The sequence below is a fragment of the Pseudomonas sp. BBP2017 genome, assembly GCF_003024385.1.
Classification (GTDB): Bacteria; Pseudomonadota; Gammaproteobacteria; order Pseudomonadales; family Pseudomonadaceae; genus Aquipseudomonas.
The window spans coordinates 85,115-99,039 of record NZ_PVZN01000004.1; the positions used below are offsets into that span (position 1 = coordinate 85,115).

Sequence of the window (13,925 nt, forward strand, 5' to 3'; positions counted from 1 at the left end):
GTGATTTCTGTGGAATCAATAGGATCAATGGTAGTTTCTACTGTTGGTTTTTATCTGTCGTTGTGTTTTTGTGTGGGGAGGAGTCGAAAGTGCTCGATCGGATGCGCCTTGTTTAAATCAAGGCGGTGCGGGAGCTTTGCGGAGAAAGGTTATGGATAATGAGCGAGATCTGATAGAGCGCCTACGCAAAGGTGACACTTTCGCATTGGAACGCTTGATTAAATCCCATCATGCGTTTCTTATCACGCTCGCAACGCCATTGGTGGGGCCAGACTCTGCAAATGATGTCGCTCAGGAAACCTGGCTGAAAGCTGTCGCGGCAGTCGATATGTTTGAGGGGCGCTCAAAGTTTCGGACATGGCTGGCGAGAATTGCCATTAATGAAGCCCATTCAATAAACCGAAGAAAAGGGCGAGAGATTTCTCTGGATTGGTGGGGTGAGGATCACCGCTCAGTGACTGTTTCAAATGTTGACATGAATGATGGCGCTTGGGTGTCGGCGCCTAAGCAATGGCACCATGACGGTCCTGAAGAGTTGTTGGTCGAAGTTGAGCTGCATGCCTGTATTCGAAAACATTTGTATCGCTTGCCAGGGGCGCAGAGAAGTGTGGTGATAATGCGTGACCTTGGCGGGCTCGAGTACAAGGAAATTGCTACTATCTTAGGGCTGACAGAGGTGAATGTACGTGTGTTAGTACATCGTGGGCGCCAACGTATGCAAGCGATGCTCAGCCATTTTCAAGAATAAGTACGCTGTTGGCTGTTGAATAACTGTGAAATGCTAGCCTTACTTATACGTATGTAAAAATATACTATTCGGTCTGCTTGTGCATCAGGGCACGTCCCTGTGCATTGGAAAAACTACAATAGTGTTAAGCGCGCAGGCTCAGTGAGCGCTTCGATATTCCTCTCTGTCTCTGATGATGGGGGAGGTGAAGTTTTGTTTCGGTTCGGTCGTTTGTTGAAGTGGTTCACTCGTTGGGTTTACGCCAGAAGCAGTGGGTTGTTCTTTTAACATTTGTACATAGCGTTCGCTGGAAGTTGGGGTTGGCTGATTTTTTACCAATGTATTTTGTAGATGGTAGTCCATCAGCCGATCACTACCGCCCTCGGCGAGTAGTAATGGAGATAATCCATTGTCGGCGTGAAAGTTGCTAGGATTTTCAGTTTTACATTCCGCAAAAGTAACGCTGCTAAAAACGGCAGCCGCAACTAGCCCCGACATTTTTAATGTCAATTTCATGGAGGTTTCCTCAGAATGTTAACGAGCTTGAGGCCTGCTATTCATAGACGAGCAGCAGGGGGTGTTTGTTACAGATATCCGGACTGATGGTATCCTCCGCCGGTATCCGACGGACGCACCTTGTCTGCGGCATGCCATATGCCTTATGGTGCTGACCGAACTAGGAGATCGGCCTGTAGGAACCAATGGTTATTAAGTGAGGTACTGCTTGATAAAACTGCATATCCTTATCCCCAAAAGCATTAAGCGGCAATTGAAGAATTTTTTTGCTTGTGTACTCGGTTGGAGCATCATGTGCGGGAGTGCTTTCGCTATACCGCTGTCCCAGGATTTGCAGCAGAGCCAGGCGAGCGTGCAACGCGTTAGCGACTGGCGTACTTTGGTCTTTGAATCGACTCACCTTTCTGATCGCGAAAAGCTACGGCGGGTCAATGCGTTTTTCAATCGTACGATCCGTTATGGCGAAGATACGGATGTATGGAGTCAGGCTGACTATTGGGCATCCCCCCTTGAAACGCTAGAAAAGGGCAGGGGTGATTGTGAGGATTTTGCGTTGGCAAAATACTTTACGCTGCGGTTGCTAGGGATTCCTGAAGACAGCTTGCGTCTTGTCTACGCCACCCAGGCAAAAACCAGACAAGCGCATATGGTGCTCGGCTATTGGGCGGACGCTGGAACGGAGCCCGTATTGCTGGACAATCTTGAAGACGGCATTCGTTCTTTCGTGCAACGTAATGATTTAAAAGCAGAATTTGCCTTTGACGAACTCAATCTCTATAACTTTGATCACGCAGCTTTACAGCGGGTTGGCAGTGTTGGCCAGTTGCCCAACTGGCTGGCGCTTGTGCAGAGAACCAGGCGTGAAGCGTCGGATTTAGCCAATGCCGCTGCAAGTGGCACACAGTCCGGGCTTCTTCTCTCGGCGGTAAGCCTGGAGCACTGAGCAACATAGAGCCGGTTGCAACCGCTGATCACTCGGCTTTGGCCCGCACAATGCGCCCGCTTTTGATCTCGTCGGCATAGGCATGGAGTTTGTCCGAGTCCTTGTACAGACGGTTCATCAGGTGCAGCACGGCAACCACATCGACATCGTCGATACGCTCGGCCAGTTTGCTGACCTCCCCGGCGGTGCGCTCCAGGTTGGAGGCCACGCTCTTCAGGTCACGCTTGAGTTCGGCGGAGGATTTTTTCAGGCCCATGGGGGTCTCCGAGGTATGTAGATTGAGTGGGGGGCCTATCGCGGGGCAATCCCGCTCCCACAGAAATATCCCCTGTGGGAGCGGGCTTGCCCCGCGATGCTTTCTTCAACCAGGAAACAGAAACGGACTGACCCCACTACGGCCAAACCCCTCACGCTCCACCTCGGCATCCAGCGCCAGGGAGGCAAGGTCGTCGGCCAGCAGTTCCTGGTCGCGGTCCTTTTCCGGGTAAAAGACTTTCAGGTAGCTGTGACAATCGTTGCAGCTTTCGGCTTTGACCGCGGCATCTTGGCGTTCCAGCGACCAGTAGTCCAGTGCGCCGGTGGCTTCGCAGTTACTGCACTTGACCCGGACCATATGCCAGCGGCACTCGCACAGGCTGCATTGCAGGTAGCGCAAGCCCGCCTGAGGACCGGTCATGACCACGCTGGCCATCGGCGCGCTGGCGCATACCGGGCAGTGCTGGCGCTGTTCGCCGAGCGCGGCGCTGGCCGATGCCGGCAAGGCGTTGGCCAATTGGGTGAAGTACAGCGACAGTGCAGCCCAGAGGAACAACGCCTGGCCGCTGCCAACCGCTTCATAGTCGGCAGCCAGCAATGTACTGGCCAGATGTTCCAATTGCGCCGGAGTAAGCGCGCTCAGGCCGTCCAGTGTCGCGCGTACGGCCGGGTTGGCATCCGGGTACAGCTGCTCGATCAACCCCTGCAGCAATTGCTGCCAGTACGGGTCACGTGGGTAGTCGGTACTCGTCAGTGGCGTCTGGCCGCTGCTCAGTCGATCAGTGAGCCCGGCTGCCAGCGCCTGGGGCAGTGGCATACGTACAAGCAGTTGCTGCTGGGCCTGGGCCAGCTGTGCGCAGAATCCCAGGTAATCGCCCATGGCATGCCCCTCGGCCAGCTGGCGCAGGCGCGCGGCGCGCTTGCTGTAGCGCTCCTTGAGTGACGGCAGCAGCACCGGCACGATCTCGTTGACCCCGCCCGTGGGCGTCTGCACTGGCGTCATCTGAATGCTGCTCATGGTTTGCTCCCGGTCTTGTCCTGCTTGCTGATCTGCCGGTACCAGCGATCATGGTGGGTCTTGGCCCAGGCGCGGCTGACGTAGCCGGTAAGCATGCCGCGAATTGAACCTTTGACCCAGAACGCCAGGTAGGCATGACCAATGATCAGCAAGATCAAGCTGATGCCGGCAACTGCATGCAGCAACAGACCGATACGGATGGTCGGGATCGAGAACAATGGGGCGAAATACGGCCGCCAGATCACCACCCCACTGAGCAACAGCAGAGTGATCAGGCTCATGATTCCCCAGAACAACACCTTCTGCCCGGCGTTGTATTTGCCGATGTTCAGCGCCGGGTCATGCTTGCCGGCCAGCACCTGTTTGACGTTCTTGAACCACAGCACATCTTCGCGTTCCGGCAGGTTGTAACGCACGAAGCGCACAAACAGGAACATCAGTAACACGAACACGACCACCCCGAAAAACGGGTGCAGGATACGCGCCAGCTGCGGGGTGCCGAACACCGCGTTGAGGCCATTGAACGACGGAAAGAACCACGACAGCCCCGACAAGGCCACGGCGAAGAAGCAGATCACCATGAACCAGTGGCAGGCACGGTCGATGAAGCGGGTGCGCAAGATCAGTTTGTCAGTGTTCATGCGTGCGTATCCTCCTCGCGTTTCTCGTCCTGTTCGTCGACCTCGTTGGGGCCGACACCGATGTAATGGAACAGGGTGCCGGCCAGGGTGGCGAAAAACGCCGCGGCGGCCACCGGCTTCATCCAGCCTTTCCAGCCCTGGATGGCGCTGCTGATGCGCGGATCGGTGGGCAGTTTGTGGTACAGCTGCGGCTTGTCGGCATGTTGCAGCACGTAGACCACATGGGTGCCGCCGACGCCTTGCGGGTCGTAGATGCCGGCCCCTGCAAAACCACGGCCCTGCAGCTCAGTGACCCGTTCACCGGCCTGGTGCAGCATGTCTTGCTTGCTGCCGAAGTTGATCGCGCCGGTGGGGCAGGTCTTGACGCAGGCCGGCTCCTGGCCGACCGACACGCGGTCCACGCACAGGGTGCACTTGTAGGCCTTGTTGTCCTTCTGGCTAATGCGCGGTACATCGAATGGACAACCGGCAATGCAGTAGCCGCAGCCGATGCAATGTTCAGACTGGAAGTCGACGATGCCGTTGGCGTACTGGATGATCGCCCCCGGTTGTGGGCAGGCTTTCAGGCAACCGGGATCGGCGCAGTGCATGCAGCCGTCCTTGCGGATCAGCCATTCGAGCTTGCCGCTCTCGTCTTCGACTTCGTCAAAACGCATCAGCGTCCAAGTGTCGGCGGACAGGTCCGCCGGGTTGTCGTAGACGCCGACGTTGTGGCCGACCTCGTCACGCAGGTCGTTCCACTCGTTACACGCCACCTGGCAGGCTTTGCAGCCGATACAGATACTCACGTCGATCAGCTTGGCCACTTCGGCCTGGTGGTCGCGGGCGTGTGGCGCCGGGGTCAGCACGCTGGTGGCCGAGCGGCGGACGATGTCTTGGGATTGCATGGACATGGTTTCGCCCTCAGACCTTTTCAATGTTCACGAGAAACGCCTTGTACTCCGGCGTTTGGGTGTTCGAGTCGCCGACGCCGGGGGTCAGGGTGTTGGCCAGAAAGCCCTTGCGGGTCGCGCCTTCGTAACCCCAGTGGCACGGAATACCGATGGTGTCGACATCCTGGCCATCGATGGCCAGGCGCCGGATGCGTTTGGTCACGACAGCCTTGGCCTTGATGTAGCCGCGCTGGGTGCTGACCTTGACCGTGTCGCCCTGGACGATGCCTTTGTCTTTGGCCAGCTTTTCACCGATTTCAATGAACTGCTCGGGCTGGACGATGGCGTTCAGCCGTGCGTGCTTGGTCCAGTGACGGAACAGCTCGGTAATCGAGTAGGTGGTCGCCACGTAGGGGAAGTCTTCGCGCTTGCCCATGCGTTTGCGGTCGCTCTCGTACACGCGCGCCGTCGGGCTGTAAGTCACCTTCGGGTGCAGCGGGTTGTGCGCCAACGGGCTTTCGGTCGGTTCATAGTGTTCCGGGAACGGGCCGTCGTTCAGGGCGCCGACCGAGAACAGCCGGCCGAGGCCTTCAGGCAGCATGATGAACGGATTGACCTTGCCGCCCGGTGCGGCGGTGACGGCGAAGTCGGGCACGTCGATGCCGCTCCAGCGTTGGCCGTCCCAGCCGATCAGTTTGCGTTTCGGGTCCCACGGGTTGCCCTGCGGGTCGGCCGATGCGCGGTTGTAGAGGATGCGCCGGTTCTGCGGCCAGGCCCAGGCCCAACCCGGGGTGCAGCCCAGACCACTGTCGGCGTTGTCACGACGGGCCATCTGGTTGCCTTGTTCGGTCCAGGAACCGGCGAAGATCCAGTTGAAGCACTGGGTGCTGCCGTCATCGCGCAGTTGCGAGAAGTCGTTGAGCAACTGGCCCTTGCGCAGGATCAGCTTGCCTTGCTCGTCGTGCAGGTCGGCCAGGGCGCGGCCGTTGGATTCCTTGGCCACTTCCTCGGGCTTGGGGTCGTACGGGTCGGCGTAATCCCAGGCCATGTTGAGGATCGGGGCCGGGTTGGCACCGCCTTCTTTTTCGTACAGTTCACGAATTTTCATGAACAGGTGGCCGAGGATCTTGCCATCGTGCCAGGCCTCGCCGGGCGGTGCGGCACCGGCCCAGTGCCACTGCAGCCAGCGCCCGGAGTTGACGATCGAGCCGTCTTCTTCGGCAAAGCAGGAGGAGGGCAGGCGGAACACCTCGGTCTGGATCGAGGCGGTATCGACGTCGTGCTGCTCGCCGTGATTCTGCCAGAAGCTCGAGGTTTCAGTGGCCAGCGGGTCGATGATCACCAGGAACTTGAGCTTGGCCAGCGCCGTCTGGGCCTTGTTCTTGTCCGGGAAGGCCGCCACCGGGTTGAAGCCCTGGGCGATGTAGCCGTTGACCTTGCCTTCGAACATGCGGTTGCTGTAGTTGAGCACATCGTAGCTGTCGTCCCACTTGGGCAGCCAGTCGAAGCCCCAATCATTGTCGGCAGTGGCTTTGTCTCCCCAGAGGCTTTTCATCAGGCTGATGAAGAACTTTGGTGTGTGTTTGTAGTAGTTGACCTGATCTTCCAGCAGCGCCGTCGGCGTGGTCTGCTTGAGGTAGCTGGTCAGCGAGGTTTGCTCGTCGGACGGCAGGTTCATGTAACCGGGCAGGCGCAGCGACAGCAGGCCCAGGTCGGTGTAACCCTGGATATTGGAGTGGCCGCGCAAGGCGTTGACCCCGCCACCGGCCATGCCGATGTTACCCAGCAGCAACTGGATCATGCCCGAGCCGCGGATCATCTGCGCGCCGTTGGTGTGGTGGGTCCAGCCCAGGGCGTAGAGGAAGGTGGCGGTGCGGTCAGGTACGCAGGTGCTGGCGAGGATCGCGCAGATCTGCAGAAAATCATCCTTGGGGGTACCGCAGATGTTGCTAACCACCTCAGGGGTGTAGCGGCTGACGTGCGCCTTGAGCAGGTTCCACACGCAGCGTGGGTGGCTGAGGGTCAGGTCACGTTTGGCATAACCTTTTTCGTCAAGCTCGTAGGTCCAGGAGCTGCGATCGTAGCTGCGTTTTTTCTCGTCGTAGCCGCTGAACAGGCCGTCGTCGAAATGGTAGTCATCGCGCACGATCAGGCTGGCGTTGGTGTAGTGGCGCACGTACTCGTGCTGAACCTTGTCATGGCTGATCAGGTAGTTGACCACGCCCATCAGGAACGTCACGTCAGAGCCCGCGCGGATCGGCGAGTAGATGTCGGCCACTGCGGCGCTGCGGTTAAAACGCGGGTCAACGACGATGACTTTGGCGCCGTTGCGAATCTTCGCCTCGATCACCCATTTGAAGCCCACCGGGTGCGCCTCGGCCGGGTTGCCGCCCATGATCAGCACTACGTTGGCGTTCTTGATGTCGACCCAGTTGTTGGTCATGGCGCCACGGCCGAAGGTCGGCGCCAGGGCCGAGACGGTCGGGGCATGGCAGACGCGGGCCTGGCTGTCGGTGCCGAGAATGCCCAGGGCACGGGTGAAGCGCTGGTCGAGCGAGCCGGTTTCGCTGCTGGCGGCCGATGAGCAGAGCATGCCAGTGGTGAGCCAGCGGTTGACCGTGGTGCCTTTGGCATTTTTTTCAATGAAGTTGGCGTCGCGGTCGTCCTTCATCAGGCGGGCGATGCGCTCGATGGCGTGCTCCCAGCTGATGCGCTGCCACTTGTCCGAACCCGGCGCGCGGTACTCGGGGAACAGCAGGCGCTGTTCACTGTGCACGTAGTCCACCAAGCCGGCGCCTTTAGGGCACAGCGAGCCGCGGCTGACCGGGTGATCCGGGTCGCCTTCGATGTGGAAGATGCGCGCCTTGGCGTTCTTTGCGCCATCACCCAGGCTGTACATGAGAATCCCGCAACCTACGGAGCAATAGGTGCAGTTGTTGCGGGTTTCCTTGGCGCGCAACAGCTTGTACTGGCGCGACTGGGTGGCCTGGGCCATGCCGGGGGCAAAACCCAGGGTCGCGCAGGTGGCGGTGGCGACCCCGGCGGTACAGAGCTTGAAGAACTGACGTCTGCCAAGTCCCATGGTTATCTCCTTATTTTATCGGCTGCACAAAGCAGCGGGCATAGGTATGCCCGGCAACAAGGCGTCGCAAGCGCAGTTGGCTGTGGTGAGATCACGATTGGTTGCAGGCCCTGTCTGGCGCAGGGCTCGGGTAACGCGGATGAACGGTAGTGTATTCCCGTATGGAATGTAGGACTAATCAAGGGTGTTGATGGCGCAATCGAGCGGCTCTATCGTCAACTGTTTGACCTTGGCAGAGCCTTGCCCTACGCGCCTCGGACATCGGGCGGCAGTTTCGCAGATTAGACGAAAGTAGCAGGCGGGCGAGGTGAGGGAGTGGGTAGCGTGCCTTTTTTTATATTCTATAATGATCTAATTGAATGATTAATTATTCTTTTTTTATTTTATCCTGAGCGTGCACTCTGCACTTCAAGCACTGCGCCGCAGTGCACCCCCGGAACGAGGAAGCAGAGCATGACCATCAAGGCGATCAACGTACGCAATCAGTTCAAGGGCACGGTCAAGGAGATCATCGAAGGGCCGGTGGTATCGGAAATCGATGTGCAGACCTCCGCAGGTATTGTCACCTCGGTGATCACCACCCGATCGGTGCACGAGCTGGAGTTGCAGGTCGGCAGTGAAGTGATTGCCTTCGTCAAATCCACCGAGGTGTCGATCGCCAAGCTATGAGGGTTTGCGCGTCAGCTCAAAGCGACACACCTGTCCACCGCGCAGCATGCATTCCAGGTGCTGCACCTTGCCTCCACCCAGGCCGCCGATCAGCGCCAGGTCGAGCTCACAGACTTCGGGGTGAGCTTCGGCCAGTTGATGAAACACGCAGTTGTGGGCGACGATTTGCGCAGGAACTCCACCGGAGCGGAAAAACACTTCGGATTCATAGCCGACATCTTTCATATGCGCGGCAATTTGCTGTTCATCGAGCCGGGTAGCGCTCAGGTCCGCAGCCATTTTCTCGCCCAGACTATGCATCAACTGCACCAGCGCTTCGTGGCCGATCAGGCTGGCGACTTCATCAATCAACAGGTTGGCCAGCAGGTGATAGTGGCGCGGGAACAACTCCCTGCCATGGGGGCTGAGGCGATACAACTGCTCGGGGCGGCGGCCAGTGGCGCGCAGATCGCCGCGCACCACCAGACCGTCACGCTCCAGCGCCGCCAGGTGCTGACGCACCGCTGTGCGGGTGACCGACAGCTGGCTGGCGAGTTCTTCGATGCTCATGCCTGCAGCCATGTACAGCAAGGCTGAAAGCAGATCCTGTTGGGTACGTCCCAGACCTTCGAACATTGACAGACCTCGCTCAGAACTTGTCCGGGAACTGCTTGACCAGCGCCGCCGTCAAGGCGTCGGCCAACCCGAGAATATGCTCGCGCATGTGTTTCCAGGTATTGGCTTCTGCCTTGTAGTCCTTTTTCGCCAGTTCGTCGATCTGGGCGATATGGTGCCCGCCATGTGCAGCGAGCATCGTATTGAGGGTTGCTTCCGGCAAGTTGGGGTTGGCCGTGGCGAGGAACTTGGCCAGGGCCTTGGCATTGCTGGTCAGATCGTTGACCGCCGCCTGTTTACCCGACGCCGACTGGCTGACACTGGCATCACTGTATTGCTTGACCGCTCCCCAATGCCCGGCGAGCAGTTTCAGCAATTGGTCGGCAGCAGGCTGGCCGTAGAGCGGGGTGATGCTGTTGGCAATCGCGGTGGCATTACTGACTACCTCCTGACTGGCGACATCGGCCTGTTGATGGTTGCCGGCCTGGTTGGCGATGGCGTAATTGCGAATCCAGAAAATATGCTCGACCCATAGGTCGCGCAGGGCCAGGCGGGTGCTCAGGGGGGCTGATTCGGCTTGTGGGGGAGGCGTTTGAGCCGCAGGGCTCAAGGTGGGAAGCGCACACAAAGCCGCAAGCAGCAGCACAACCGACAGTCTGATCTTCATGGCGGTACCCTCGACGGGTGAAGTGGCCTACAAAGTTAATTACAGCATAAAAATATGCCGTAATTGCTTGAGGCGCCGAACGGTCGCTGGTGTGCATGGGGCCGGTGGTTGCAAGTAAGCCGGTCGTCGTGTTGCTGCTCTGCTACGCTGCCGCTTTTCAGCCCATTCACGAGGGGCTCGAAGCACTTGCCGAGCGCATGGTTTGACTTATAAATGAACGCTGTCATGGGCGCTCTAGCAGCATTTTTACCTCGGCAAAACACTTTTGCGCGAGGGCCGAGCGCGGTTCGCTGCGGCGCAGCAGCAGGCCGATCGGGGCGTGCACGCCAGCACTGGCAATCGGCACGATACGAATGTGTTCGCTCAACTCATCCAACCCACTGTGCAGCGGCATGATTGCGCAGCAGATGCCGGCGCAGATCGCCTGGATCAGCTGGTAGGTGGAGTCGCTCTCCAGCACCGGTTGCGGGTGCAGGCCCCGGCTTCTGAAACTCAGGTCGACTGATTGGCGGTAGTGCATGCCCTTGGACAGCATTCCCAGGGGGAGGTCGCTGATCGCCTCCCACGGCAGCTCGGGCTGATCAAAGTGGTAGTGGCGCGTGTCGTACAGCAGGCCCATGTTGGTAGAGCCCAGTTCGATGACCTCGAAGAAGCTGGTGTTGATCTGGTCCAGATAGCAGATACCGAGGTCGAGCTGGTTGCGACTCAAACCATCGACGACCTGCTCCGAACTCAGCGATGAAAGCTGGAAATGCAGCTCTGGGTAGCGCTGGGCCAGGGGCGTGAGGAAACTCATGGGATTGATGCTCGACAGCGGCACCATGCCCAGGCGCAGGTTGCCGACAATCTGCCCGCGGCAGCTGGCAGCCTCGGCCTGCAGGCCGTCATAGGCCGCCAGCAAGGTCCGGGCCCAGGCCAGGATGCGCTCGCCGGCTTCGGTGAAACCTTCAAAGCGTTGGCCGCGGGTTACCAGCACCAGATCCAGCTCGTCCTCCAGGTTGCGCAGGCGCATGGACAGCGTCGGCTGGGTGATGTGGCACAGCGCAGCGGCCTGGCCGAAGTGTCTGGTCTGATCCAGAGCGATGAGAAACTTGAGTTGTTTGATGTCCATGGTGCAGCCTGGCAAGTGGTATGGGGTTGAGCATAGTGCGGTTACGCAACCCTACTCGCAGGGCAGAAGTGCGTCCAATGAGTATGAGTGACTGGTTGATAAGTGCGGTCGATGAAGCGGGTGGTTGTGGTGTTTTGCCAATAGAGGGTGTGGATAGGCTGTTGTGAACTATCGATTGGACGGCTTTTGTTTTAGTCACTAGTTTCCCCGAAGATTACTCTTCGACCCTGAGGCTATTACATGAGTGTGAAAATGGATGCGGTTTTCGTACCGATCAACATCGCTGTACTGACCGTCAGTGATACCCGCACTTTTGCCACCGACACCTCCGGCGAATTGCTGGCGACTCGCGCCGTGGAAATGGGCCATCGCCTGGTGGCCCGTGAGTTGGTCAAGGACGATGTCTACAAAATCCGTGCGCAGGTGGCGACCTGGATTGCCGACGACCAGGTGCAGGCGGTGCTGGTGACCGGTGGCACCGGCTTTACCGCCCGAGACAGCACCCCTGAGGCGGTGGCTTGTTTGCTCGATAAGCATATCGACGGATTTGGTGAGTTGTTCCGCGCCTTGTCGATCCTGGATATCGGCACCTCCACAGTGCAAACCCGTGCCCTGGCCGGGCTGGCCAATGGCACCCTGGTGTGCTGCCTGCCGGGCTCGACTGGTGCCTGCCGTACGGCGTGGGAAGGTATCCTCGCCGAACAACTCGATGCCCGCCGTCGTCCCTGCAACTTTGTCGCCCACCTCAAGCCCGGCAATCTGTGTGGGTCGCGTCAAGAGCAATGAATAATGGTGGGGGCAAACCCGCTCCCACCCTATGCCTTCAACTGAGGACGAAGTCCACCGGCTGCAGGGGCGCAGGCAGTTCGGTGTGACCTATAGCTGAGAGAATTTCCCGCACTATCGTGCGCACCATGGCATCGGTAGGCAGATCGTTTTCATCGTGCCCGAACGGGTCTTCCAGCTCATCGCTGATGGCGTCCAGGCCGAAGAAGGTGTAGCTGACAATCGCCGTGAAGATCGGTGCCAGCCACCCCAGCGGCTGGGCCATGGCGAACGGCAGCAGGACGCAGAAGATGTAGATCGTGCGGTGTAGCAACAAGGTGTAGGGGAAGGGCAGTGGTGTGCTTTTGATCCGCTCACAAACGGCCTGGGCTTCGGACAGCCCGTGCAAGCGCTGCTCAAGCGTCATGTAGCGCCATTCACTGATGGTGTTTTCTTCGGCCAGACGCGAACAGATCCTGCCAGTCTCTTGCAGGATTGCATCGCTGATGTTGTGAGCGGGCAGGCTGGACACAGCAGGCACCCATTTGCGCGCGGCGTGCTGTTCGTCTTCGCCGCGTAACCTTGCGTTCAGCGCATGGGCATAGCCGGAAAGATTCAGCAGCAGGCTTTCGCGCAGTTGCCGATCGGTGATCACGCAGCTCTCGCGGATAAACGAACGTATTTCAATGATCACCTGGCCCCAGGCTTTACGGCCTTCCCACCAGCGCTCATAGCAGGCGTTGTTGCGAAAACTCATGAAGATCGACAGCGACAGACCGAGCAGGGTGAAGGGCGTGGCATTGACCCGGGAAAACAAGGTTGGGTGCAGGTTCTCGAACAGGACAATCAATGAGGCAAGCAGGGTGACCATGATGCAGCGCCGGGCAATACGCTTGGCAATCGAGCCTTTAAGGGTAATCAGGATATTGAGCAGGTTGGGTTTGGGGTGAACAATCATCAGTGTCTCGTTAGCCGCCAGTCATGTTCATGAAGCGCAGGATCTGCACGTCGCCGTTGATGTCGAAGTGGTGACGGTAGGGCTTGAGGGTCATGGCGTCGCGAATGGCCGTGTCCAGCCGGGCGCTGTCGCCAGGATGCGCGCGCAACACCTGCTTCAGGTCGCTGGCGTGCTCGTTGCCCAGGCACAGCAACAACCGCCCCTCGACCGTTAGCCGCACGCGGTTGCAACTGCCGCAGAAGTTATGGCTGTGAGGCGAAATGAAACCGATGCGAATCTGCGGCGCTTCGGCCAGGCGCCAGTAGCGCGAAGGGCCCTGGGTGGATTCGGCCGATTCGATCAAGGTGAATTGTTCAGCGATGCGTGCGCGGACTTCATCGCTTGAGCAATAGGACTCGCTGCGCTGGTGTTCACTGATGACGCCCAGGGGCATTTCTTCGATGAAGGAAATGTCCAGCTCGCGGTCGATGGCGAAGCGCACCAGGTCATTGATCTCGCCGTCGTTGCGGCCCTTGAGCACCACGCAATTGAGTTTGGTGCGGCGAAAGCCGGCAGCGCGTGCGGCGTCGATACCGGCGATCACCTGGTGCAGATCACCGCTGCGGGTAAGCGCGTTGAAGCGCTCTGGGTCGAGGCTGTCAAGGCTGATGTTCAGGCGCGACAGGCCCGCATCGAACAAGGGTTTGGCCAGGCGCCCGAGTTGTGAGCCATTGCTGGTCATGCACAATTCGCGCAAGCCCGGCAGTGCCGCGACACGTGCACAGAGTTCGACAATGCCGCTGCGTACCAGCGGTTCGCCGCCGGTCAGGCGGATCTTGCGGGTGCCCATGGCGACGAAACGCTCGGCCACTTGATACAGCTCTTCAAGGGTCAGAATGCGTTGGCGCGGCAGGAACTGCATGTCTTCGGCCATGCAGTAGACGCAGCGGAAATCGCAACGATCGGTCACCGACATCCTCAGGTAATCAATCTTTCTATTGAAGCCATCGACCAATGTAGTGTCGTTTGCATTCACGGTTGCGATGACCTCTTTTAATTTAATTTCGGTGATTGCGGTGAACGCATGGTGTACAAATTAATTAAATAAGCGTGGTGCCTTGTATCGAG

15 protein-coding genes are annotated in these 13,925 nt (G+C 58.7%); 4 read left to right on the top strand and 11 right to left on the bottom strand.

The annotated features are described in order from the left end of the window. Positions 1-151 precede the first annotated feature (151 nt). Complete coding sequence (locus C6382_RS07510) at positions 152-748, top strand: RNA polymerase sigma factor (protein WP_107023885.1); 597 nt, start codon at positions 152-154, stop codon at positions 746-748. Between the two features lie 138 nt (positions 749-886). Here C6382_RS07510 and C6382_RS23870 read toward each other — a convergent pair whose 3' ends face one another. Then, entirely contained in the window at positions 887-1,243 is a 357-nt protein-coding gene (locus C6382_RS23870) for a hypothetical protein (protein ID WP_146146896.1), read from the bottom strand. A gap of 208 nt (positions 1,244-1,451) precedes the next feature. Here C6382_RS23870 and C6382_RS07515 point away from each other — a divergent pair, with 208 nt between their 5' ends. Then, positions 1,452-2,186, top strand: coding sequence for a transglutaminase-like cysteine peptidase (locus C6382_RS07515; protein ID WP_146146897.1), 735 nt, complete (start codon positions 1,452-1,454; stop codon positions 2,184-2,186). 28 nt (positions 2,187-2,214) lie between these two features. On the opposite strand, the gene C6382_RS07520 is transcribed toward C6382_RS07515, so the two are convergent. The 5 genes from C6382_RS07520 to fdnG all read right to left on the bottom strand — a co-directional run bounded on the left by C6382_RS07520 (position 2,215) and on the right by fdnG (position 8,054). Beyond that, positions 2,215-2,442: a hypothetical protein gene (locus tag C6382_RS07520; protein WP_107023887.1), complete on the bottom strand. Its 228-nt coding sequence runs from the start codon at positions 2,440-2,442 to the stop codon at positions 2,215-2,217. Positions 2,443-2,547: 105 nt separating this feature from the next. Then, complete coding sequence (gene fdhE, locus C6382_RS07525; RefSeq protein WP_107023888.1) at positions 2,548-3,459, bottom strand: formate dehydrogenase accessory protein FdhE; 912 nt, start codon at positions 3,457-3,459, stop codon at positions 2,548-2,550. Further along, entirely contained in the window at positions 3,456-4,100 is a 645-nt protein-coding gene (locus C6382_RS07530; protein WP_107023889.1) for a formate dehydrogenase subunit gamma, read from the bottom strand. The genes fdhE and C6382_RS07530 overlap by 4 nt, the downstream gene beginning before the upstream one ends. Then, positions 4,097-4,987, bottom strand: a complete 891-nt coding sequence (gene fdxH, locus C6382_RS07535; protein WP_305888084.1) for a formate dehydrogenase subunit beta — start codon at positions 4,985-4,987, stop codon at positions 4,097-4,099. Before fdxH ends, C6382_RS07530 begins: the two co-directional genes overlap by 4 nt. A gap of 16 nt (positions 4,988-5,003) precedes the next feature. After that, on the bottom strand, positions 5,004-8,054 hold the full coding sequence (gene fdnG, locus C6382_RS07540) for a formate dehydrogenase-N subunit alpha (protein ID WP_107023891.1): 3,051 nt from the start codon (positions 8,052-8,054) through the stop codon (positions 5,004-5,006). Between the two features lie 453 nt (positions 8,055-8,507). Between fdnG and C6382_RS07545 the strand changes: the two genes are divergently transcribed. After that, the gene (locus C6382_RS07545) at positions 8,508-8,723 is read left to right on the top strand and encodes a molybdopterin-binding protein (protein WP_107023892.1); all 216 of its coding nucleotides are present in this window, start codon (positions 8,508-8,510) and stop codon (positions 8,721-8,723) included. On the opposite strand, the gene C6382_RS07550 is transcribed toward C6382_RS07545, so the two are convergent. From C6382_RS07550 to C6382_RS07560, 3 genes are all read right to left on the bottom strand, one after another. Continuing rightward, positions 8,718-9,338: a metalloregulator ArsR/SmtB family transcription factor gene (locus C6382_RS07550; protein ID WP_107023893.1), complete on the bottom strand. Its 621-nt coding sequence runs from the start codon at positions 9,336-9,338 to the stop codon at positions 8,718-8,720. The two genes, C6382_RS07545 and C6382_RS07550, sit on opposite strands and share 6 nt — an antisense overlap. A gap of 13 nt (positions 9,339-9,351) precedes the next feature. After that, positions 9,352-9,984, bottom strand: a complete 633-nt coding sequence (locus tag C6382_RS07555) for a hypothetical protein (protein WP_107023894.1) — start codon at positions 9,982-9,984, stop codon at positions 9,352-9,354. A gap of 223 nt (positions 9,985-10,207) precedes the next feature. Continuing rightward, positions 10,208-11,095: a LysR family transcriptional regulator gene (locus C6382_RS07560; protein WP_107023895.1), complete on the bottom strand. Its 888-nt coding sequence runs from the start codon at positions 11,093-11,095 to the stop codon at positions 10,208-10,210. Between the two features lie 240 nt (positions 11,096-11,335). Between C6382_RS07560 and moaB the strand changes: the two genes are divergently transcribed. Further along, on the top strand, positions 11,336-11,881 hold the full coding sequence (gene moaB / locus C6382_RS07565; RefSeq protein WP_107023896.1) for a molybdenum cofactor biosynthesis protein B: 546 nt from the start codon (positions 11,336-11,338) through the stop codon (positions 11,879-11,881). Positions 11,882-11,918: 37 nt separating this feature from the next. Here the strand turns inward: moaB and C6382_RS07570 are convergent, their stop codons facing one another. Next, the gene (locus C6382_RS07570; RefSeq protein WP_107023897.1) at positions 11,919-12,818 is read right to left on the bottom strand and encodes a bestrophin family protein; all 900 of its coding nucleotides are present in this window, start codon (positions 12,816-12,818) and stop codon (positions 11,919-11,921) included. A gap of 10 nt (positions 12,819-12,828) precedes the next feature. Further along, positions 12,829-13,833 carry a GTP 3',8-cyclase MoaA gene (moaA, locus tag C6382_RS07575; RefSeq protein WP_107023898.1) on the bottom strand — a complete coding sequence of 335 codons (1,005 nt, stop codon included), beginning with the start codon at positions 13,831-13,833 and terminating at the stop codon, positions 12,829-12,831. Between the last annotated feature and the right edge of the window lie 92 nt (positions 13,834-13,925).

Coding starts and splice junctions, on each gene's coding strand:
- C6382_RS07530 (WP_107023889.1), bottom strand. CDS start 4,100: ATGAACACTGACAAACTGATCTTGCGCACCCGCTTCATCGACCGTGCC.
- C6382_RS07510 (WP_107023885.1), top strand. CDS start 152: ATGGATAATGAGCGAGATCTGATAGAGCGCCTACGCAAAGGTGACACT.
- C6382_RS23870 (WP_146146896.1), bottom strand. CDS start 1,243: ATGAAATTGACATTAAAAATGTCGGGGCTAGTTGCGGCTGCCGTTTTT.
- C6382_RS07555 (WP_107023894.1), bottom strand. CDS start 9,984: ATGAAGATCAGACTGTCGGTTGTGCTGCTGCTTGCGGCTTTGTGTGCG.
- C6382_RS07570 (WP_107023897.1), bottom strand. CDS start 12,818: ATGATTGTTCACCCCAAACCCAACCTGCTCAATATCCTGATTACCCTT.
- fdxH (WP_305888084.1), bottom strand. CDS start 4,987: ATGCAATCCCAAGACATCGTCCGCCGCTCGGCCACCAGCGTGCTGACC.
- C6382_RS07550 (WP_107023893.1), bottom strand. CDS start 9,338: ATGTTCGAAGGTCTGGGACGTACCCAACAGGATCTGCTTTCAGCCTTG.
- fdhE (WP_107023888.1), bottom strand. CDS start 3,459: ATGAGCAGCATTCAGATGACGCCAGTGCAGACGCCCACGGGCGGGGTC.
- C6382_RS07545 (WP_107023892.1), top strand. CDS start 8,508: ATGACCATCAAGGCGATCAACGTACGCAATCAGTTCAAGGGCACGGTC.
- C6382_RS07560 (WP_107023895.1), bottom strand. CDS start 11,095: ATGGACATCAAACAACTCAAGTTTCTCATCGCTCTGGATCAGACCAGA.
- C6382_RS07520 (WP_107023887.1), bottom strand. CDS start 2,442: ATGGGCCTGAAAAAATCCTCCGCCGAACTCAAGCGTGACCTGAAGAGC.
- moaB (WP_107023896.1), top strand. CDS start 11,336: ATGAGTGTGAAAATGGATGCGGTTTTCGTACCGATCAACATCGCTGTA.
- fdnG (WP_107023891.1), bottom strand. CDS start 8,054: ATGGGACTTGGCAGACGTCAGTTCTTCAAGCTCTGTACCGCCGGGGTC.